Origin of the sequence: Maribellus luteus (genome assembly GCF_003576475.1) — a bacterium.
Taxonomy (GTDB): Bacteria; Bacteroidota; Bacteroidia; order Bacteroidales; family Prolixibacteraceae; genus Draconibacterium; species Draconibacterium luteum.
This window is the reverse complement of sequence record NZ_QWGR01000020.1, coordinates 1-23,045: the sequence shown is the minus strand read 5'-3', so window position 1 is coordinate 23,045 and position 23,045 is coordinate 1. Positions and strand designations below refer to the sequence as shown.

Genomic DNA, 23,045 nt, shown 5'->3' with positions numbered 1-23,045 from the left:
ACAGATTTACCTGAAAAAACCAGACCGAAAATACTGACAATATTCTCGGTCTGTTGAATGGATGGAGTCTAGGTCCATCCTGATTTTCGATTTAACAAACGCCTGCTGACAACAGGCAATTTAACAATCAAAACATTTCAAATTTATGAAAAAAACTGATTGCGTACCAATTTGGGCGCGAACTAAAAAATTATTGCGGATTATGAAAGTAACTGCGTTTTTACTACTGGTTTTTTGCATTCATGTGTCTGCCTCTTCTCTGGGCCAAACCAAGGTGTCGCTGGCAATGAAATCGACCTTTGGCGAGCTTGTTGAGAAACTGGAAAAAGAGACAGAGTATCGGTTTGTAATAAGGTCAAACGAACCTATTCTTGGTAAGGAAGTAGAGGTGACTTTTGTAAATGAAGGTATGGATAAAGTTCTGGAAGAGCTTTTAGATGGAACAGGTTACAATTACAAAATTATAGATCGTTACATTGCAATCACATCCGATGATGGCACTGGGCTACAGCAAAGTTCCGTGAGCGGAAAAGTAACGGACAGAAACGGCGAGCCGCTTCCAGGTGTTACGGTGGTGGTAAAAGGAACAACCCAGGGTACTGTTACCGATGTTGATGGTCATTATACCTTAACTTCAATTTCCGAAAATGCCATATTGCTTTTTTCGTTTGTGGGCATGGAGACTCAGGAAGTTGAAGTTGGCAATCAAACTTCAATAAACATTGTTCTGCAAACAAATGCGGTTGGGATTGATGAGGTTATTGCCATTGGTTATGGTACAACAACAAAAAGAACAACAACAGCTGCTGTAACAAAAATTAATACCGATAATCTTCAGAACCTACCTGTTACCAGTATTGGTGAAGCATTGGCAGGTAGGGCAGCGGGCTTAATCGTAACCAACAATGGTGGAGGTATTGGGAAAAGACCCACAATTACAGTTCGCGGTGGTGGAGCACCGATTTTGGTAATTGACGGTGTTATGACATCAAACATGGATGAGATGCACCGTATGAACCCCAAAGATATTGAGAGTTTTACTGTTTTGAAAGATGCCGAGGCTGTTGCCATTTACGGATCTAAAGGAGGTAACGGAGCCATTGTAATTACGACAAAAAGGGGAGAAGTTGGACAGTTTAATATTACTTATGGCTATAGTCACAATTTTAGCCAACCGACAGTGTTGCCGTCAAAATTAAGCTCATACGAATTGGCAACAATTGCCAACGAGGCAGCCGACAACGACAAGCAAGATCGTCCGTACACTGACATTGCGGTTCAGAAGTATAAAGACCAGTCCGATCCGTTTAACTATCCAAATACCGACTGGCAGGATGTAACATTAAAGAATTTTGCTCAAGAATCGAAGCATGATCTGTCTATAATGGGAGGTGACAAAAGATCGCAATACTATGCTTCATTATCTTATTTCGATCAGGGATCTCTGTACAGGTTCGATACCAACTGGTTAAAACGAATGACTTACAGGATGAGCCTAACTAATAATTTTGAAAAGATAGGTTTAAAATCGGTATTGTCGTTGTACGGTAATCTGGAAAAAACACGTGAACCTTATTCGCATTATTCAACAGGGTATTGGTATACTTGGGGACACATTCAGAACAGTTCTCCAATGGGATTGGCATATACCGATCTGGGATATTATTCCACAAAAGTCGATCACCCCTTGGTTGAAATTGATCCAAGTGCCGGTTACAACAGAAACGATGACAGGAACATTAATGCTCAGTTAGATTTGGAATGGAACGTGCCAAAAATAGAAGGACTGAAGCTAAAAGTTATGGGGTATTTCCGTACCGATAATTATTTTGGAAAATACTGGAAGAAAAATGCAGATCAGTACCAACTTGGCAGCGAGACGCCAATTCCTCAAAACCTCTCCAGTCTTGGTCTGGAATCAGGTTCGGGGTGGACATATCGCATCCAACCACTGGTCAGCTATGAAAAGAACATCAAAAAACACAGTATTGAGACGCTCTTTGGGTACGATGAAACGTATTCACATTTTGAAAGTGTTTTAGCGTCGAGAGAAAATTATATCCTGGATGTTGACCAAATCTTTGCCGGACCAACAGAAACCGCAAAAAACAATGGAGTTCAGCGGGAGAATGCCAATGCCGGTTTTGTGGGTCGTTTGAAATATGCATACGATAACAGGTATATGGTAGAAGGAAGTATTCGTTACGATGGTAACGATAATTTCCCCGATGGCAAACGCTGGGGTACCTTCTATTCAGGGTCGCTAGGATGGGCCATTTCTGAAGAAAAACTTGTTGCCGACCTTAAAGAGAAGATTCAGATGGACTTGTTTAAACTCCGTTTTTCGTATGGTGAAACCGGGTTAGATGATGGCGTTGAACGCTTTGAATATCTGCCAGGTTATGCACTGAACGAGTTTGCTTATGTGGTGAACGGAGTTATGGTTCCTGGTTTTAAGGAAGGAAACCTGGTAAGTCCTGATATTACGTGGTTTGAGCGTAAATCGGTAAATACTGGCGTCGATTTTGCTTTTATGGACAACCGTATAGCAGGTTCGCTTGATTACTTCTTTTATGAAACTGTAAACTACCTGGGATCGCCGTCAGGCGCCAGTTACACCGACCCGTTGGGAACATCGCTGCCAAAAGTAAATACCGACGGTAAACACCGAAGGGCAGGCTGGGAGTTTGATGTAAGATACCAGGGCAAAACCGGCGAACTAAACTACGTTATAGGGGCCAATCTAACCCGGTTCGATGAACTATGGGTAGTAAAACACGATGAATCCGAAGACCAGCTGATGAATCCAAATACCCGCTTAACACATCAAACTGGTGTCGGTGCACAGGGGTTTATTTCGCAGGGATATTATCAAAATGCCCAGGATGTTATGAACAGCCCCAAAAGAAATGATTCGCATGACCTGGTTCCCGGTGATATTAAATACAAGGACATTAACGGTGATGGACAGATTGATAGCGAAGACCAAATCCGATTGGGTAAACCTTCTTTTCCCCGTGTAATGTATGGTATGACGGTAGATCTGAACTACAAAGCCTGGTCGGCAGGACTTCATTTTCAGGGAGCCGGTAACCGGCATGTTTATCTGAGTAATGTAATCAGGAATAGCAATGTAGAAAGTATTAAATATCCGTTCCAAACCGATTACTGGACGCCTGGAAATACAAATGCAACTTATCCTCGTGTAATTTCGAACGAAGGATTTAACGGTAACAACAACACCGTAGATTCCGATTTCTGGTTGGTAAACTCAAGATACTTCAGACTGAAATCATTGCAGGTGGGATACGATCTGACGCAAAGCTTGTTAAAAAGTTTGCCGTTTAGCAGATGTGATCTATTTGTTAGTGGAACCAATCTGTTCACTATTTCAAAGATATTTAGTGATTATAAAATGGATCCTGAAACAGACGACACCAATAATTATGGTTATCCGCTTCAGAGGGTTATTTCTGTGGGGTTAAATGTTGGATTTTAAAAAAGCTTAAGATGAAAAATATATATATCATATTTTATGCACTATTACTGGTATTGATAACAATATCGTGTAAGGACAATCTTCTGGATACCGACCCCTACGGTTCTAAATATCAGGAGGAATTGGTCTGGGGTAGCCGTACAAATGCCGATGCCTTTGTGAATCAAACATACAGCGATGTATTAAACGGTTTGTTTGCAGATTTTGCAACCATGGAAAATTGGACTTCAAACGGAGCTTACTGCCATGGCGATGAAGTAGTACCTGATGAAACCTATACGCGCGAAACCGATTTTGGCTTCGACAAGTTTAGTCTTATACGCCAGTGTAACCTGATTATTGAAAAAGCTACAGCATCAGAAGGTTTATCTGAAGACGATAAAACAGAATTGGTTGCTGAAGGGAAATTTCTGCGAGCTATGGTGTATTTCTGGCAGGCACGTCGTTTCGGACGTGTAGTTTGGGTTGACAAAGTGTTGACCGAAAATGAAGATTCTTACAAACTGCCTCTTACACAAAACACTGCTGAGACGTACAGCAAAATTGTGAAGGACCTGGACGATGCCATTGCAAGCTTGCCCGAGACTGCACTTCCCGGAAAAGCCAGCAAGTACGCTGCTGCTGCCATCAAGAGTGAGGTTTGTTTACAGGCGGCTGCCTATACAGGCGACGATGCTTACTACCAAAAGGCAATTGATGCTGCCGATATGGTTATAGATGAAGGACCTTTTTCAATTGACCCGAATTACGGAAGTATATTTAACGAACAGGGACGTTTCTCAAACGAGATTATTCTGGGGTTATACAGAGATAAAGCCAATACTGTATGCAACGACATTCAGGATTTGCAATGGTGTGTGCCCAATCTGAAACGTGATGTATTGGTAAGTAATGGATTCTATCCTGTCTGGAAAGCTAATTTCGAAATTTTCGAAGCCTGGAACCGACATACTCCGACGCAGACTTTGGTAGATAATTACCTGATTATTGATGAAAATACAGGAAAGGCCTTGCCTTGGAACCAGACTTCACAGTTTACAGAAAATATGGAGATGATAGGAGATCGGGAATGGAAGGTAAAAGATGGCGTTGAACTGGAAGTAAATGATATTATTTATGGCAATGCAGACTTACGTCTGGATCAGACTGTGGTTCGTGATGGTTCAACCTGGTTTGGCGAAGATATTGCAACAAGGATTAAAGGAAACTTATGGAGATACGCTTATAATGGAGCGCGTCAGTGGAGCATCTCAAGTACCGGGTACTATTGGCGAAAAGGTACTTACAATGTGTCTCCAAGAGTTTATGTAGGTATTCCAACCGATTATCATTATGTTATAATACGTCTTGGCAGGGTGTATTTAAATAAAGCAGAAGCGTTGCTTCGTCAGAATAAAGTAACTGAAGCAGTTGAAGCCCTTAATGTTACTCGTGTGCAGCATGGCGGACTACCTGCGTCATCCGCAAGTTCGCTTCAGGATGCATGGAATGATTACAAAAGAGAACGTCGTGTAGAACTGGTTAAAGAGCGTGATTTTTATTGGACTCTTTTGCGTTGGGGCTTATACGGTGACGAAGCCAATCATGGTCGTGAACCGGGTGGTGTAGTTTATGAAATGAAAGATGAAGTTCCGGGTGTTATCCTGATTTCTGAAGACAGAAAATCATTTTATGCCAGAACATATGCCGATGAAGGGGAAAATTATTTGAATATCGAAGTTAGGGTATTTAGTCCAGATAGACGATATCTTTTCCCGATTCCTAAAAGTCATATTGACCGCAACGAGAATTTAACCCAAAATCCGGGGTGGTAAAAAGTGGAAGCATAAATACTAAATTGAAATACGATGAAAAGAATATTGAATTATAAAACACTGATTTTAATGCTTGGGGTTTTGTTTAGTTTCACCTCATGTTTGAAAAGTGGTTTAGATGACTTGCCAGCTTTCGAAGAGGCAGAAATTGCCAATATATTCTTCGAACACCGTTACCTCGACTCAGATGATGAGTGGATTGACGGTTCTGAGGTTGTAAAAAACCAAAGACTCGAAGTTGCTAAAGAGATCAACGGAAATGAAGTAGTTGTTATCATCACAGTTCCTGAAGCCAGCGGTACTTTCACCGAGGAGGAACGCCAGAAAGTTTCACTGAGCAACATCGTTTGCTACATGAATATCTCAACCGCTGCAACGATTGAGCCTGTTGATGGAGCACCGGTACTTGGTAAACCAGGCGATTTTTCTACTTCGCGCAAGTATAAAATTACTGCTGCCAACGGCAAAACAACACAGACCTGGACGATAAGAATAACTGAATTGGTTTTAAACTGAGGCATGTACATATTGAAGTAGGCTAAGCTAGTTAGATCAGAGCCGTTGCCGGTAACCGGAATTTCCAAGCCGGCAACGGACTCTTCGCTCGCATTATTCGCCTATTTTTTAGAACTTTTATCCCTGTTTTACTATTGCATGTCCACTTCTTCCAGTTGTGCGATTCTGTAAAGTGCCTCTGTATCTGTTTCGTAATAACCGTGATAAAGCTGTTTTTCATTACTATATCTTAATCAAAATTATGAAGTTCAAAAAAATGGAAGTAGCTAAGACCATATAACTGTTTCAAAATTACCAGGAGCTTAATAGGTATTTTGTATGAAAATGGTAAAGATTTCGACCTGTTTTTTATGAATCTGTCCAAAAGCCTGGTAGTTGATGAAAAATGAGTATTGTATAGAATTTAAAGAGAAATTGACACTTTTTTAGTAGGATACACGCCATCAGAATTCCTTTCGAAAAAAGAAAATTGTAGAAATAACTAAACTGATAACCAGTGAAACAGAACTTACTACTTATTGGAATATGTTTATTTTTCCTGCTTCAGGGAAGAGCACAGAATAATACCTTTCTTTCTTTTTCTGAATTGCCTGGAGGCCCGCAAAATACCCCGGCAAAACTGAACATTGGGGACGATAAAAAATCGGTAACCTTACAGTATGGAGATGCCATTATTTTTGAAGGAGCGTTTGATAATCCGGTACAAACTGTCACAAAGGAAAGTGGCGATCAGGTCATCGAACAGCGAATTCAACTCAATTTTGAAAGGGAAACTACTGTTCATGCTTTTGTGTATGGAAGCTCAGAAGCTTTGGCAGCCGAAACCTGGGGCGATGCCCAGGAGAAATTGGCTCTAGTGCGTACCTCGCATGGATTGAGCAATAACCTGCGAAACAATGCGATTTACGACCGAAACCTGGACTGGATGCTTGAGCTGCCACCTGGGACTGTGATTAGATCCTCTCGAAACCCAAACGGAACAACACAGTTTGAACTCACATTTACCGCGAAAAGTGCAGAGCTGGTTTTTCGTCCGCGCTACTATCAAAAACACAGGAACTTACCTCATTTTCAACCCTGGACTTATACTATTTACAAAGAATCCATTACCGGATGGTGTTCGTGGTGGGCTTATTTCAGGAAATTTACGGAAGAGGATCATCTCGAATTGTTGGAAATGTGGCAAAAGAAAAACATGGCCGATTATGGGTATCGCTTTATTCAGATTGATGATGTTTATCAAGGGGAAAATGACCGTGAGCGTAAAAACTGTGCGCAAGCAAATGGTTACCTGGGAGGCCGTCCTACTACCTGGCTCGATTGGAAGAAAGACCTGTTTCCTTCAGGACTAACAGGCTATGTGACTTCAACTCACCAGGCAGGTTTTGATCCGGCGGTATGGATGGGCTGCTTTTTTTCGGATGAAGAAACGGTTCAGGAACATCCGGATTGGTTTGTGCACGATGAGTCAGGGAAACCGGCAGCAGCACCATGGGTGAGCTATGTGTTGGATGCTACTAATCCCGAAGTGGTTGAAGCATTGATTCGCCCTGTTTTTAAAGGGTTGAAAAACGCAGGGATTGAATATGTGAAAATCGATCAGCTTCGTCACTATCTCTATGATAATTTGCACAACAATATAGAATGGTGCCGCGAAAAAGGCATTGCTCCTGATGAAGTGCTGCGGGCTTACCTGCGCATTGCTCGCGAAGAACTGGGTGACGATACTTTTATCTTGTCGTGTTGGGGAGTTTTACCCGAAAGTATCGGATTGGCTGATGCCTGCCGTATTGGTGGCGATGGTTATGGCCCGGTTACCTTGCAGCAATATAATTCGTGGAACGGCATTGTCTGGCGTAACGATCCTGATCATTGTGATGTGTCTCCCAATAAAAAAGGCAAAGATATTGGCAATGTAAAAGACCTGGAAGCCAGAGAAGCATTGGAGCGGGAAACCATCATACGCCCAGCTTTAGCCTCAATTGCCGGAGCCATGTTAATGCTCAGCGATAAACCCGAAGTGTATGAGGACGATAGTCGGATCTACGGTTTGCGTCGTTCGTCTCCTGTTTTATTTTCAGTTCCCGGACAATTATACGACTTTGATCCGGGGAAAACAGATTGGCTTAGAAACAACAAGCGTACTGATATTACGACAGGAAAACATCCTACACCCATTGATGGAGATCAGTTTGGTGAGGTGTGCACCTATTGGCTGAATGAGTTCAATACAGGTTTTGAAAACTGGAATGTGTTACATCGCTTAAATTGGTCGGAAAGAAATCAAAAGTCGCTTGAGCCGGTTGTGTTGAAGTTTGCTGACTTAGGGCTCGATTCTTCGAAGGAATACCTGTTGTATGAGTTCTGGCGGGATAAAATGTACGGAGTATTGAAAGGTGATTTTGCGTTGGGTGAATTGGAGCCTTATGGACTGGAATCCTTGGCCATTCGGGAAAAGCTAGACCATCCCCAATTAGTATCTACAAACCGTCATTTGTCGCAGGGGGCTGCTGAAATTGAAAAGCTGCTGTGGGAAGAAAACTCACTTAAAGGACGAAGTCGGGTGGTAATAGACGATGAGTATGTGATTACCATTTATGTTCCCAAAGCCTACTTGTTGCAGTCGGCCGTAATCAATGGTCAGCAAGCCAGAACTGAACAAAAAGGTGAAGTCTTGAAAGTTTCGTATCAGCCTGCCAAAACTTCATCGGTACAATGGGAAGTTTCGTTTAAAACAACGAACGAATAGTAAAAAACGACTTATGAAATTATTACACTTAATATTGCTGGTGCTGTTTACATTTTCCAAGCTCATTGCCCCGGCCCAAACCAATTTAAAGTTAATGACTTTCAATGTCCGGTATGATGAGTCAATTTTCAACAAAGGGAAGCCCAAACAGAATGACTGGGCAAACCGAAAGGATTTTCAAATAGGTTTGATTGATTTTCATTCGCCGGATGTGGTGGGAATGCAGGAGCCACATCGTCATCAAATCGACTATTTTGATGAGCAACTCTCCGCCTATAAATGGATTGGAGTAGCTCGTGAAGATGGAAAAAACGAGGGAGAATTCAATCCTATTTTTTATCGGGCTGACAAGTTTCGAGTTCTTTCATCGGGTACCTTCTGGTTGTCAAAAACGCCTGAAAAAGTCAGCCGTTCGTGGGATGCAGGCTATACACGTATTTGTAGCTGGGCACTTTTTGAGACGTTGGATTCAACAAGTCAATTCTACGTTTTTAATACCCATTTTGATAGTGTGGGTAAAGAAGCGCGCCTGCAAAGTGCCCGGCTGCTGAATGACACCATAAAAAGCATGGTTGAGAACAAACCGGTTTTTGTCATGGGGGATTTCAATTTTACTCCCGATAGCCCGGCCTATAAAGAACTGACAAGTAATGGCCTTTATGATAGTAAAATGAAGAGCGCGAAAAAGCCCTATGGTCCGGAAGGGACATTTAATGGCTTTCGTTTTGGAAAGGCTCAGCAAGCACGAATCGACTATATCTTCGTGAACAAGCAGGTTGAGGTCAGCCATTATGGGGTGCTAACTGACTTTAGAAACAAGCAATTTCCTTCTGACCACCATCCTGTGGTAATCCTTACAAATAGTATCCAATAAAACTTCCGCAAAATGATTCTTTTAAACTATAAAACTAGAAATATTGCTCAACCAGCCAGGCAGTTGTTCCTTTTGCTAGCGGTATTGATGTTGTTACACAATGACCTTTATGCAACGGATTTTCAGATTGATTTGAGGAAAATAAGCTATCCGGTTCTGAAGGGTGACTTTCAGATGGGGAATCCGGGGCCTGGCGGTCAGGAGATTGAATTGAACAGTCTTTACATGACTATTGGCGGAGAGCCGGTTCTTCCGGTTATGGGCGAATTTCATTATAGTCGTTATGACCATCGCTATTGGAAAGAAACCCTTTTGAAAATGAAGGCTTCGGGAATAACCATTGTTAGTACGTATGTTCTTTGGATTTATCACGAGGAGATTGAAGGGCAGATGAACTGGACCGGAAACAATAACTTACGGAAGTTTATCCAGCTGTGCGATGAAGTCGGGCTGCTGGTACACCTGCGGTTTGGCCCGTATTGCAATGCAGAATGCCGTAACGGAGGTCTTCCCGATTGGTTAATGCAAAAAACGTATATCCGCAAGCGCTATAACGACCCGCTCTATTTGGCATATACCAGGAGGTGGTATCAGGCGGTGTTCAGACAGGTTGAAGGCTTGCTGTATAAGGATGGGGGTCCGGTTATGGGCTTACAGCTCGAAAATGAATATGTAACCGAAGGGCATGTTGTGTCTCATTTGATGGAGCTAAAAAAGATTGCCATTGAAGAAGGATTTGACGTTCCTGTCTATTCCATGACTCATTGGATGGCCTCTGATTATCCGAAGAAAGAGATCATTCCTTATGCCGGCTATTATATCGAAACGCCCTGGACTCGGGGAACTGATGAGTTGCCGGTGAGTAACTTTCAATTTTTTAGCTACAACCGCTTGTCGGATAATATCGGGACCGATTTAATACAACTCGACGGTGAAGTACAATCGCTTAATTCGCAGGAAGTGGAATCGCCTTACTTTACCTGTGAAGTCGGATTGGGGACTCCCAGTTTTTATCATCGCCGTCCCATTGTGCCGGAAGAAATGGCCGGAGCGAATATCAATCTTCGGCTTGGCTGTGGCGTGAACCTGATGGGGTATTACATGTATAGCGGAGGAAGTAACCAGGTGGGCAAACTGACGACGCTGGAGTCGTCAACCAGTCGGGTTTCATATGATTACCAAGCCCCTTTGAGAGAGTTTGGGCAAATTGGTGCTGTAATGAGTGAAACCAAAAAGTACAACTATTTTATGAATGATTTTGGGAGCGACCTAGCCAGACAAGTTGCCTATCTCCCTGCTTCCAACAATGACACGGCCAACCTTCAATGGGCCGTTCGCACCGATGGCAATCAGGGCTATCTGTTTTGCTCGAACTACCTTTATAAGCGCTCCCGAAAGAATTTTGAGAATGTGCAGTTTGAGGTAAAGTTGAAAACGGAGACTTTGAAGATTCCGCGCACAGCCGTTACCATTAAAGATGGAGCCTATTTTATGTGGCCGTTTAACCTGGAGATGGGGCAGGTTCAACTAAAATACGCAACGGTTCAGCCCATCGCAAAGCTTCAGAACGGAAAAGATAAACTGTGGGCATTTTTCGGAGACGATGCCATTCCTGCTGAGTATTTTTTCAGTGCTGGTGGGATAAAGAATATAAAGGCTGCCAACGGGAAGGTAAGGAAGGAAGCCAATGGATATTTTGTATCTGATTTAAATCCGGGAACGGATTGCCTTATCGAAATTGAACAGAAAGATGGTTCAGTGATAAAAGTCCTGACTTTGACTGAGGAGCAATCGGATAAAGTATGGAAGTTTAAAAATACCGATACAGAATATTTGGCAATGACCGAATCCGGGATTTTTATTGAGGATGGGCAACTGACCCTTTTCGCGGAAGCCAACAAACAGCAAGTCTTAATTTATCCCGAGCTATCCGTAAATCAACCAACAGATGGAATTTTTGAGGTTCATGATTTTGAAAAAGATATTTTAAGGCTACCTGTTGAAGCTGTTGGCTATCGTCCTATGGAAAAATCAAAATGGATTGAGTCTGCCAGCAACACCGGGAAAAGCATAATCACTAAGGTTTTGGATGCCCGCTCATTGGCCGGAGTGAAAGAGGCAACACTTCGATGTTCCGCTTCACAGCCGGTTTCGGCTTTTTTGAATAACATATTAATTGACCTAAAGCAAAACGGGAATTACTGGGAGGCTGATTTGAATGGCACATTCAATAATGGGGTAAACGATATTCGTATTGAATCAGAGAATCCCGGCTTGCAGTTTATTGGCGAAATTGAAAGTCTGATGAACAATGGAAGTCGTTTACATTGGGCTACGGACCAGACTTGGGAGTCGGTTGGAGAAAACAGGATGCCGGTTAATCGACTTGGCTGGCAGGGTGAAAACAAACTGCCTTCTTTCAAGTGGCGGAAAGACGATGGACTGGATTATTACGAAATCAAACTTCCCGCTGATATGCTATTTGGTAAAGAAGAGTTGCGACTGGCCATTTCCTTTAGAGGCGATCGCGCCGACGCTTATCTTGGCGAAGAACTGATCAGCGATTATCTGTTTGATGGAACAGATTGGGTGATTGGGATCAATCGTTACCGGGATCGTTTGCAGGATAACCCACTTTTGTTGCGGGCCAAGGCTTTTGATAGGGCAAACCCGGATATTTATTTCGAGAAGTATGTCGATAAAACAGGGCTTGATCAGGCAGCAATAACAACGATTGAGCTACATCCTGAATATCGTTTCAAGTTGGACCTCGAAAATTAGTCGCCTTATTCATCCCAAAAATTGAGGGCTTTATCCCAATTTCCGATGAAGTGAGTCTTTAAAATTGACTTAAACCTATTTTTAACCTGAAAGACCAACCGATGGAAAATATACCGAAACGACTGATTTTAATGAGTTTTGTCCTGTTGACAACCATTCTGTTGCAAGCTCAAAATATTGATGTAACTGATTATGGTGCCCTCCCCAACGATGGCAAGAATGATCGTGAAGCGATTCAGAAAGCCATTGATGAGTGCCGGAAAAGTGGAGCTGAAACTTTAATAATGCCCCCGGGGGTATATGATATTTCCGATGCGGGAGCGATCAAGCTGATGAATGACATCATGGCAGGCAAGTTAGGAGAGAATCCACAGGATGTTGTGTATACACCCTATTTCCCATATTCACGTGGGATCGATTTCAATGGAGTGAATAATCTCCGGATTATGGCTGAAGGTGCTACGCTTTTGTGCCATGGTTGGATGGAGCCTGTGTCGCTGGAAAACTGCCGGGACATCACCATCGAAGGCTTGACCATCGATTACAAAACCATTCCACACAGCGAAGGAAAAGTGGTGAACGTTGATAAAGAGTTTCTGGATGTGGAGCTTACTGATGTACAGTGGTTAGGGGATGACATGACCATTACCCGGATTATGTTTTGGGACCTGCAGAAGAACCGTTTACTGGGGCAATCGCTGTATCATCCGTTTAAAACCCGTAAGCTGGATGAAAAAACGGTGCGCATCTTCACCAAAGCAAAACCGGAGATGCTTGGGACAGTTGCCTTGATGAATCACATGATGCACTTCCGTCCGGCTATTTTGGTTCACGAAGCAAAAAACACGGTGTTGAGGAGGGTGACCATTCATGCTCAGCCCGGGATGGGAATTGTTGGACACCGTTCGCACAATGTATTAATGGAAGGACTTCGTATTGTACCGGCTCCAGGGAAATACCAGTCTACCAATACCGATGCTACGCACTTTACTTCCTGTACCGGCCTGATCCGTTTCGATGGTTGCATGTTTGAAGGGCAAGGAGATGACGCTACGAATGTGCATGGGTACTATCATAAAATAACCAAAGATTTAGGCAATAACTCGTATGAAATTAAGCTGGAAGATCGCTGGTGCACACACGCATGCGTACTTGATTTTCCGGATATTGGGAATGCCCTTGAAATTGTAAAGAAAACAACTTTGGAGGTGATTGACTCGCTTACCGTTGTGGAAGTGGACACGTTTCCAAGAGAATGGAAAAGTGTATTGACACTAAATCGCAAGCTTCCGGGCGATTTCAATGACTATTACCTGATTGATGTTACCAGACTGCCGAAACTCGAATTTGTTAATTCATACGTGGGCAGCCATCTGGCGCGTGGTGTACTGGTAAAAACCCGCAACGTGCTGATCGAGAATTGTACTTTTCGGGAGGGAACGGGTACGGCTATTCACATTGGTGCCGAGGGCGACTGGCGCGAGGGGCCTGGCTCTGCGAATGTTACCATCCGTAATAACCGGATTATGAGAACCGGGAGAGGCGATGCGACAAATAACGGTGCCTGCGGAATTGCAGTCAACGTGAAGGCACCGGATGATACCAAGGCCGGTATTCATAAAAATATAGCCATCGTACAGAATATAATAGAGGGAGAAAATGCGGAAGTGGGAATCTCCATTCGGGGAGCTAAGGGTGTAGAGTTGAAAAACAACACTTTTTCTTCTTGTCAACAGAAGATTGAGGTCAGGTATACTGAAAAAATTTCTGTCAGTGATTGATACGTTTTAAATAAGATAATGACTTGAAAAATAAAGATGAAAAGATTAATACTTAATTTGTTAATACTTGCCGGCTTGCTTGTCGGAAATGTTTGTTACGGAGTTACTTCGAAAATTAGTGGTGAACAAGAGAACGTGTTTGCTGATTTTAATCACGATTATTCGCAAACGCTGGTGATGAAACTGTTTCTTTCTAAACCCGATAGTGAAGGGAAGCCAATGGTGGCCAATACTTTTGAAGATGCTATGGAGATTATTAAAATCACAGATGAGCTAACTTTGGGAGTGCCTAAAATCATTTATCTCGTAGGTTGGCAGTATAACGGACATGACGATAAATATCCGGCCTTTTTTGGGGTGAATGAAGCACTGAAACGAGAACAGGATGCAACGGCCCGCGAAAGCCTGATTTGGCTGATGGAAGAAGCCCGTAAATACCATACCGTGGTGAGCCTTCACATCAATATGACCGATGCTTATGACGACAGTCCGTTATGGCCGGAGTATCTGGAAAATGATTTGATTTCGAAAACTACCAATGGCAACCTGATGGTGATTGGCAATTATAACAACCGGAAAGCCTACCAAATTAACTACAAGAACGAGTGGGAGAGTGGCTATGCTAAAATGCGTATTGATCGTCTGTTGGATTTGCTGCCACCTTTGCGTGAAGGGAAAACCATTCATATTGACGCGTGGATTGCGCGCGAAAGCAAAGGACATTACGAATCGGCAGTAACCGAAGCCAAATATCAGCAGAAAGTGCTTGCCTATTGGAATCAACAAGGTATTGACGCTACCAGTGAGTGGGTGATGGATTACATGATTGGTAAAATTCCTTTTGCCTGGCATTTTAACCATTTTTCGCAAGAGGATTACCTCAGATATCCGGCCAGTACTTATACGGGAAGCGGACTGAATCGCGATTTGGAGTACACCGACTTTGGACTTGGCTTCTTGTTTGGGAAAAGTATGTATGGCGAAAATATTTTTCCTCAATTGCACAAGAACCCAAATGACGAGGAGTGGAAGCAAAAGTTTGTGAACGAGTTCTACTTAAACTGTTTGCAGTATTTTTTCTTGAATAAACATGTACGTATTCAAGTTGAGGGTGAAGGAGATGAGCGTATTGCCCGTTTTTCAGATAATGTAACGACTTCGTTGGCCGATAGCACCGTTTTTCAGGGCGATCGCCTTTTGAGGGAAAAGGGGTTTGTGGCATTTCCTGTGGTGTGGAAAAATGAAACGAGCCTAGCTGTTTATAGCACTAAATCAGAAGAACGGGAAATCACCATACCGGGCGACTGGGAAAGGGGGTCCCGAGTCCGGATTCAGGAGATTTCAGTAAATGGTGAAAAGAACGAGAGGGAGATTAAGGTAACGGATGGAGTCTTTTCGCTTAAGATCGAAAAGGGAAAGCCCTATATCATAAGGCCTTTGGTTAAGTAATTTGAAATTTGGGATTTATGAAATTGAAATCATGTTGTCTATTCCTGTTGTTTCTATTGGCCTGCAATTTGGCTGGCGCTAAAGAAATTAATCTCCTTGACTTTGGAGTAACTCCATGGTCGTATGAAAATGCATCGCCAGCTATTGTAAAAGCACTGGAAGCAGCTAAAGATGAGAAAGAGGTCGTACTGAAGTTTCCGGGCGGTCGTGTGGACTTATGGCCCGAAGGTGCAGTTAAAAAAGAGCTTTACATTTCGAACACGACGGAAGATGATACGCTCTCGAAAGTAAAAAACCTGGCAATTTGCCTGGATGGCTTTTCCAATATCACGATTGATGGAAACAATACGCTGGTGGTTTTACATGGGAAAATGGTTTCGTTTGCCATCTTAAACAGTCAAAATGTAACCATCCGGAATATTTGTTTTGATTACGAGCGACCGACCATGGCTGAATTTAAGCTACTTGAAACATCGTCTAACCAGACCAAATTGGAGGCTCATCCGGATACCCGGTTTGATGTGCACAATAATCAGCTTCTGTTTTATGGAGAAGGCTGGGGGGCCAAACCTTTGCATACCGTTGTTACGAATCCAGAAAAGGATCTGGTTTACCGGACTTCCTGGAAGGCTTTTGAGAGACTCCAAGCTACAAAGGAATCAGCAAATACAGTTGTGTTCAATGGTGATGTTTCGGAGGCTGGTTTTCAGAAAGGCGATGTGCTCTCCATTCGTGATCCTTACCGAGATAACTGCGGGGCTTTTATCGACCTTAGCAAAAATATTGTGCTGGAAAATGTTTCCTTGCATTACATTCATGGGATGGGCATTATTTCCCAATTCTCCGAAGATATAACATTCAAAAAAGTTGCTGTTGCACCTCGCAAAGAATCGGGGAGAACCATTGCTGCTTTTGCTGATTGTTTTCATTTTTCGGGATGCAAAGGGTTAATAGAGGTGGATAGTTGTCGTACATCAGGTTCGCACGATGATCCGATGAATGTGCATGGTACCCATCTTAAAATCACCAGAGTTGAAGGAGATAACAAGCTCATACTTCGCTTTATGCACCACCAAACCTATGGATTTAAAGCATTCTTTGCCGGTGATTCCGTGGCTTTTGTCAATCCGGAAAATTTGATGATTTACAACTCTGGAAAAGTGAAGACAGCTCAAATGATCTCCAAGCGCGAAATCGTATTGGAAATGGAAGAACACCTTCCTGAAGATCTTAAAAAAGGTGATTGTGTGGAAAATGTGAGCTGGACTCCGGAAGTGATTGTGTGCAACAGTCATTTTGAGCGAACGAGCACAAGGGGATTGCTTATTTCCACCCGGCGAAAAGTTTTAATAGAAAACAATACGTTTTATCGCACGGGGATGCATGCCATCCTTATTGCCAACGACTGTAATTATTGGTATGAGTCCGGACCGGTTGGTGATGTGACTATTCGCGGAAACCGATTTCTACAATGTGGCTTCACGCAAGGCGAAAAGGGGTATGTGATTTCCATTCAACCGGAGACGCATAATTTTCCGAAGAATGGATATATCCACTCCAATATCCAGATAGAAGATAATGTTTTTGAATGCCTGGGGAGCCCGGTTTTATTTGCCCGGTCCGTGAGAAACCTGCAGTTTAATAACAACAAGGTAGATTATAAACCACTTTCTAAGCCAGATGAAATGCCGGTTGCCCATTTTAAGCTCGAGCATTGTAGCGGGGTAAAGGTGGAAAATAACCGATTTAACGGTTTCTTGGGGCAGGCTCTTGATGTATTGAACATGAAAAAATCGGAAGTGAAAACTGTTCCGAAAGGAATATTTGGTAACTAAGCTTGTCCCCCAGGTGGCGATTAGAAGGGTAAAGAATCAAAATTAAAATCAGTTAAAATATCCATGACAAAGTTTTTGAGCGCACGTAAGAGTAATTGAAATGCCATTCGTGTCTTGATGCTGGTGTCTTGGTTCTAAACTTAAAACAGATGAAATATTTCCTTTTTTCTATGATCTTATTCTTATCCGGCTGTATGTCAAAGAAGGAGTCGATTTACAGTGTTGCTGAGAATCCCTGGGAAGAATCACTTGGAAACCATCGTGCCGTGCTTCAGGTTGAAGAATCAGCAGAAGCTGCTTTGATTGATATTGATTGGCGTCGGCACGATCGAGATCCCGCTGAAAAGCGATTCATTATTATCCATGAAAGTGGGGACACCATTCAGAATATTCATCGAATTGCGGTGGATAATGAGCGTTGTAAATTGGCTTTCGGTCCCCTGAAAAAGCCCGGGAAATACTTTTTCTATTACTTGCCTTATTTGGTTCAGGAGAACTATGGGTTTTACAATAAAGGTTATTTAAAGCCGGAAGCGAAGCCCGCAGCTGATTGGGAGCATAAGCTTGATGTTGCCAAGCTATTGAAAGCAAGGCTGATTGATTTTCAGTCGCGAACCGAATTTGACAACTTTTACCCCATGGAGGTAATTGCTCTCAAGTCAGAGAAAGATTCTCTTTTAAACAGGCATCCTCAAGACTTCCTGATTTTCCCTGAGGATCGTTTATTCCCGATTCGTATGCTTGATGAGATCCCTCAAAAATGGATTGAAAGTGGTCCTTCAACGGTTTTTAAGGGTGAAGCGCTTAAAAATGAATACTATGCTTTTCAGCTAGGTGTTTTTGCTGCCCGAAAGGATTTGCAGGATCTAAAAATTGAGTTTTCAGGCTTGCAAAACGACGATCATAAAATTGCAGCCGATAAACTGACTTGCTTCAATACCGGGGGAATTGGCCCTTATGGCGATCCGTTTGTAAAGCGGGTAGACCTAGCTCAGGGAAATGTACAGCCACTGTGGATTGGAGTGGATATTTCGAAGGATATTCCAGCCGGAACCTATAAGGGAACAGCAAGCGTTTGGGCTGAAAACACGGAAAAACAAACTGTACAGCTTTCGTTGAAAATTGGCAATGAAATGCTGGCTGACCGAGGAGATAGTGAGGCCTGGAGGCACTCGCGCCTACGCTGGTTAAACTCCACATTGGGCATTGATGATGAACCAACCAACGGTTACAAGCCAATCTCATTTATCGGGGAAAGTACCTATGGTTTTACCGGAAAAACAATGACTATTGCTGATAACGGATTCCCGGGCTCGTTTAAAGTGAAAGAAACGGAAGTTCTGAATCGTCCCATTTCATTTGTGGTTGAAACTCCAAAAGGCCAAGAGCAGTTTTCAGAACCCCAAAATATACAGTTGGTGAAAAATGCCCCGGGAAAGATGATTGGAGCTTGGGAAAGTTATTCGGACAATCTAAAAATATCGGGCGTTGGAACCATCGAAGCTGACGGGTACATCAATTATAAATTAAGCGTAGAAGCTTTAAAGCCAGTTGAAGCAAAAGATATTCGTTTGGAAATTCCTTTTAAAAAGGAGGTCGCCGAATATATGATGGGCATGGACTTGCCCGGAGGTGTTGTCCCCAAAAAACATTCGGCAAAGTGGAACGGGCCGCATGACAGTTTTTGGATTGGCAATACGCATGCCGGACTGTGGTGCGAATTACGGGGGAGCAGCTACAGCGGGCCTCTGCTAAATCTTTATCGCCCTGACTATCCGGCAAGTTGGTACAATGACGATCAGGGTGGTTTTCGTATTGAAAGCACTCCTTCTGAAGTAAAAGCATTGGTTTATAGCGGTAAGCGTTCGTTGGAGAAAGGGGAGGAGCTGACTTTTGAATGGAGTATGCTGCTAACCCCGGTTAAGGATATTGATTACAAGAGCCAATTTACCAATCGATATTACCACAATGGTGGGCAGCCCGTACCGTCGGACGAAGATTTAGAAAGTGGTGTTAAGATTGTGAATTTGCACCATGCAAACAACTACAATCCCCACATCAATTATCCTTTTGTAGCGGTCGATTCCATGAAATGGTTTGTGGACCGGATGCATGAGAAAGGGCAAAAAGTAAAAATTTACTATACCATCCGCGAACTGACCAATTATACCACCGAGCTATGGGCGTTGCGTAGCCTGGGTGATGAGATTCTGGGCGACGGTCGCGGAGGCGGTTACCCGTGGTTGCGCGAGCACCTGGTTTCTAATTACCGGCCGCAGTGGTACCAGTGGTTTCCCGATAAAAGTGCTGATGCATCGATTGTAAATGCCCCTGGTGATTCGCGTTGGTACAACTACTATATTGAAGGATTGGCCTGGCTGGTGCGCCACGTTGATATCGACGGATTGTATCTCGATGATGTTTCGTATGATCGCCGCACTGTTAAGCGTATCCGAAAAGTGCTTGACCGGGAGAAACCGGGATGTTTGATCGATTTGCACTCCAATACGGGTTTCAGTAAAGGTCCGGCCACACAATACACCGAGTATTTTCCGTATATGGATAAACTCTGGTTTGGAGAGAGCTTTATGTATAGCGATATGGAGCCTGCCAATTGGCTGGTTGAAGTATCTGGAATTCCATTTGGTTTGATGGGCGACATGCTTCACGGAGGAGGCAACCGTTGGTTGGGCATGGTGTATGGCATGACGGTTCGGCACCCCTGGGTAACCGAAGGCGTAACCTGCGACCCTCGTCCTGTATGGAAGGTTTGGGATGAATTTGGTATCGAACAATCCAAAATGGTTGGTTTTTGGGAGAAAGAGCCTGTTGTACTAACCAATAACCCCCAGGTGAAGGCAACCGCTTATATCCGCGATGGCAAAACCTTAATTGCACTGGGAAACTGGTCGGATGAGACGGAAAAAGTTAAGCTGAACCTGGATTGGGATAGAATTGGTTTTTCGTCGGCAAATGCAAGACTAATTACCCCGGAAATAGCAGACTTTCAGCTATCCGCTCAGTTTGCTATTACAGATGAAATTCCAATTGAAAGCAAGAAGGGATGGCTGCTTATAATTGAAGAAGGGAAACAATAAATACGATTTCTGAAAAATAAGTGTAAAACTCTTGACGAATGGTTGTTCCGAGTTTTAAAAAGACAAATAATCAACGAATCAAATTATCAAACAATGAAACGACTAAACTCCTACTATTCTTTTTGCTTTGTATTGGTTGTATGTGGGGTGTTGCAATTCACCCCTTTAAATGCCCAGGATATTGAGCGCCAGCGTCCTGAGGAATGGAAACAGCTTGTACTGGGTGGCCGCTTTATGGATCGCTTTGAAGCCATCCCTCCAATTGGAGAACTGACTTCCGATACCTGGGGGGCTGATGCGGTAAGGCCCCGCTACACGGCTAATGGTATTGAAGATCCGCAGTGGTCGTATTGGGGAGGAAACATCCGAAAGGGCGATGATGGGAAGTACCATCTAATTGTTTGCCGTTGGCCCGAAAATTCTGAAAAAGGGCATATGCAATGGCCAAAATCCGAGGTGGTCCATGCGGTAGCCGAAAATCCTCAGGGGCCCTTCCAGGTGCGGGGTGAAACCATTGGACAAGGGCATAATCCGGAGTTTTTCAGGCTGAAAGACGGGCGGTATGTCATTTATGTAATCAATGCCTACTATATTGCTGACGGGCTAAATGGTCCTTGGACGAAGGGGGAATTTACATTCGATCCGAGAGACCGGAAGATTCATGATGGCTTGTCGAACGTAAGTTTTGCTCAACGAAAAGACGGCTCCTACCTGGCTGTTTGCCGTGGTGGTGGGATCTGGATGAGTGAAACCGGCCTATCGCCTTATTACCAAGTAACGAACAAGTCAGTCTATCCTGCTTTTGACGGACGCTATGAAGACCCGGTTATCTGGCGGACGCATATTCAGTACCATATGATCGTCAACGATTGGTATGGCCGCATTGCTTATTACCTTCGTTCGCCGAATGGCATCGACTGGAAAGTGGAACCCGGTGAAGCTTACATGCCCGGGATTGCCAAATACGAAGACGGAACAGTCGAGGACTGGTATAAATACGAGCGCATCAAAATGCTTCAGGATGAGTATGGCCGGGCTTATCAGGCTAATTTTGCCGTGATCGATTCATCCAAATGGGGCGATTTAGGCAATGACCATCACAGTTCAAAGAACATCGGCATCCCACTGACTAAAGGAAAACTGCTGACGATTCTTGATGTGGAGGAAATCACAGAGGACACCCCATTGATCCGGGTAAAAATTGAAGCAGAACCGGGTTTTGATCCTCATACAGACATCGATTTGGAATCGCTTCGTTTTGGTGCTGCCGAAGAAGTTAACTTCGGCCGGGGGAGTAAGCTTGTAAAAACAGAGCAACAAGGAAAAGACCTTGTCCTATTCTTTGATGGTAAGGGAAATGGACTAACCGATGAAAACTTTGCGGCTAAACTGCTTGGGAAAAACAAGGATGGAAGTTTGCTGTTTGGTTATGCCCGCTTGCCCTGGTTGATGTATGATGCCCCAATTCTGTCAGCCCGAAAGCCGGTTGTTTCTCATAAGAATGGTAAAACGATTGTCCTGATAGAAGTAGGCAATTATGGACTTGTGAGTTCTAAAGAAACGAAGATTCAGGTAGAAGGTCAGATTAATGGAGAAGTTGTTAATTTTGAAGCTAGTGTATCCGCCTTGGCTCCATTCGAAAAAAACATTATCGAACTGAAGTATTCAGAAATATTAGATAAAAATGCCATCTTTACTATAAAAGCAAAACAACAGGAAGTGCGTTTGTTTGAGGAATAAATTACGAATTACTCCTATTTGGGCAAAAGTCAATTGAGATTTTAATTTCAGTTATAACTGAACTGGGGGCAGTATTGCTTTTGTGGTCATTGCGGCATTCAAAACGTAACAATTGATAACAGTGCAGCTTCATTCAGGGCTGGCTAAAGAAACGGAATAGTGATAATAAGTTTATTGTTTCTGTTTCAGGTTTGGCACAGAAAGCTGTTGATAATATTCTGGATTATCAGGATTCGAATCCTACACCAAAAAAAAACAATGTCCATTGCAACTTCGCAATGGACATTGATGTGTTAATCCTCAAATTTTGACTTTTTTCTTATTACCCAGTTTGGCCTATCAATTCCATAGCTTCAGAAATTTTCTTGTCAACGATCCTCGCATATATCTGTGTGGTCTTAAGTGAAATGTGTCCAAGCATTTTAGAAACAGTTTCGATAGGAACTCCGTGCCCCAAAGTGACCGAAGTGGCAAAAGTGTGTCTTGCAACATGCATTGTGAGCTCTTTATTGATTTCACAGATGTCGGCTAGCTCTTTTAGGTAGCTATTCATTTTCTGATTGGTAAGAACCGGTAATAACAAACCTTTTACCTGGTATTGAGGAGTGTTTTGATATTTTCCCAGGATGATCTTTGCTTCAGGAAGTAGAGGTATTCTACAGCGGTTATTGGTTTTAGTTCGATCAATAAAAATCCAGTCGTTTTTGTCTATTCCCATACGAAGATGATCTCTGTGCAGTTTGGCAATGTCGGAGTAGGAGAGACCGGTGTAACAAGCGAAAACGAAGATATCCCGGATTGCATCGAGACGTTGAATCTTTATTTCTTTATCCTGAATAGCACTAAGTTCAGCTGCAGTTAAAAAGTCTCGATTCGTTTCCGCGAGAGGGACTTTGTATTTCTTATAAG

The 23,045-nt window shown here is 43.1% G+C and carries 12 protein-coding genes; 11 read left to right on the top strand and 1 reads right to left on the bottom strand.

Annotated features, from left to right (window positions below; genetic code table 11):
- The first annotated feature begins 202 nt into the window (after positions 1-202).
- The 11 genes from D1614_RS21620 to D1614_RS21565 all read left to right on the top strand — a co-directional run bounded on the left by D1614_RS21620 (position 203) and on the right by D1614_RS21565 (position 22,136).
- The gene (locus D1614_RS21620) at positions 203-3,499 is read left to right on the top strand and encodes a SusC/RagA family TonB-linked outer membrane protein (protein WP_162304598.1); all 3,297 of its coding nucleotides are present in this window, start codon (positions 203-205) and stop codon (positions 3,497-3,499) included.
- An 11-nt stretch (positions 3,500-3,510) separates the two neighbouring features.
- Positions 3,511-5,313 carry a RagB/SusD family nutrient uptake outer membrane protein gene (locus tag D1614_RS21615; protein ID WP_119440082.1) on the top strand — a complete coding sequence of 601 codons (1,803 nt, stop codon included), beginning with the start codon at positions 3,511-3,513 and terminating at the stop codon, positions 5,311-5,313.
- A gap of 33 nt (positions 5,314-5,346) precedes the next feature.
- On the top strand, positions 5,347-5,829 hold the full coding sequence (locus tag D1614_RS21610; RefSeq protein ID WP_119440081.1) for a DUF5018-related domain-containing protein: 483 nt from the start codon (positions 5,347-5,349) through the stop codon (positions 5,827-5,829).
- Positions 5,830-6,325: 496 nt separating this feature from the next.
- Positions 6,326-8,578, top strand: a complete 2,253-nt coding sequence (locus D1614_RS21600; protein ID WP_147384341.1) for an alpha-galactosidase — start codon at positions 6,326-6,328, stop codon at positions 8,576-8,578.
- 13 nt (positions 8,579-8,591) lie between these two features.
- On the top strand, positions 8,592-9,452 hold the full coding sequence (locus D1614_RS21595) for an endonuclease/exonuclease/phosphatase family protein (protein ID WP_119440078.1): 861 nt from the start codon (positions 8,592-8,594) through the stop codon (positions 9,450-9,452).
- A 12-nt stretch (positions 9,453-9,464) separates the two neighbouring features.
- Positions 9,465-12,233, top strand: a complete 2,769-nt coding sequence (locus D1614_RS21590) for a beta-galactosidase (RefSeq protein ID WP_119440077.1) — start codon at positions 9,465-9,467, stop codon at positions 12,231-12,233.
- Between the two features lie 101 nt (positions 12,234-12,334).
- A complete protein-coding gene (locus D1614_RS21585; protein WP_119440076.1) occupies positions 12,335-14,014 on the top strand; it encodes a right-handed parallel beta-helix repeat-containing protein in 1,680 nt (559 codons plus the stop codon).
- 36 nt (positions 14,015-14,050) lie between these two features.
- Positions 14,051-15,463, top strand: coding sequence for an endo-alpha-N-acetylgalactosaminidase family protein (locus D1614_RS21580; protein ID WP_119440075.1), 1,413 nt, complete (start codon positions 14,051-14,053; stop codon positions 15,461-15,463).
- 17 nt (positions 15,464-15,480) lie between these two features.
- Positions 15,481-17,298 carry a right-handed parallel beta-helix repeat-containing protein gene (locus D1614_RS21575; protein ID WP_119440074.1) on the top strand — a complete coding sequence of 606 codons (1,818 nt, stop codon included), beginning with the start codon at positions 15,481-15,483 and terminating at the stop codon, positions 17,296-17,298.
- A 149-nt stretch (positions 17,299-17,447) separates the two neighbouring features.
- Positions 17,448-20,396, top strand: a complete 2,949-nt coding sequence (locus D1614_RS21570; RefSeq protein ID WP_119440124.1) for a glycoside hydrolase domain-containing protein — start codon at positions 17,448-17,450, stop codon at positions 20,394-20,396.
- 93 nt (positions 20,397-20,489) lie between these two features.
- On the top strand, positions 20,490-22,136 hold the full coding sequence (locus D1614_RS21565; RefSeq protein WP_119440073.1) for a glycoside hydrolase family protein: 1,647 nt from the start codon (positions 20,490-20,492) through the stop codon (positions 22,134-22,136).
- A 322-nt stretch (positions 22,137-22,458) separates the two neighbouring features.
- Here D1614_RS21565 and D1614_RS21560 read toward each other — a convergent pair.
- On the bottom strand, positions 22,459-23,045 hold a 587-nt coding region (locus D1614_RS21560), incomplete at its 5' end, for a site-specific integrase (RefSeq protein ID WP_147384340.1).

Bases quoted from the DNA above. Each gene is read 5' to 3' on its own strand.
- D1614_RS21590 (WP_119440077.1), top strand. From the start codon at position 9,465: ATGATTCTTTTAAACTATAAAACTAGAAATATTGCTCAACCAGCCAGG.
- D1614_RS21580 (WP_119440075.1), top strand. From the start codon at position 14,051: ATGAAAAGATTAATACTTAATTTGTTAATACTTGCCGGCTTGCTTGTC.
- D1614_RS21615 (WP_119440082.1), top strand. From the start codon at position 3,511: ATGAAAAATATATATATCATATTTTATGCACTATTACTGGTATTGATA.
- D1614_RS21595 (WP_119440078.1), top strand. From the start codon at position 8,592: ATGAAATTATTACACTTAATATTGCTGGTGCTGTTTACATTTTCCAAG.
- D1614_RS21620 (WP_162304598.1), top strand. From the start codon at position 203: ATGAAAGTAACTGCGTTTTTACTACTGGTTTTTTGCATTCATGTGTCT.
- D1614_RS21585 (WP_119440076.1), top strand. From the start codon at position 12,335: ATGGAAAATATACCGAAACGACTGATTTTAATGAGTTTTGTCCTGTTG.
- D1614_RS21610 (WP_119440081.1), top strand. From the start codon at position 5,347: ATGAAAAGAATATTGAATTATAAAACACTGATTTTAATGCTTGGGGTT.
- D1614_RS21570 (WP_119440124.1), top strand. From the start codon at position 17,448: ATGAAATATTTCCTTTTTTCTATGATCTTATTCTTATCCGGCTGTATG.
- D1614_RS21565 (WP_119440073.1), top strand. From the start codon at position 20,490: ATGAAACGACTAAACTCCTACTATTCTTTTTGCTTTGTATTGGTTGTA.
- D1614_RS21575 (WP_119440074.1), top strand. From the start codon at position 15,481: ATGAAATTGAAATCATGTTGTCTATTCCTGTTGTTTCTATTGGCCTGC.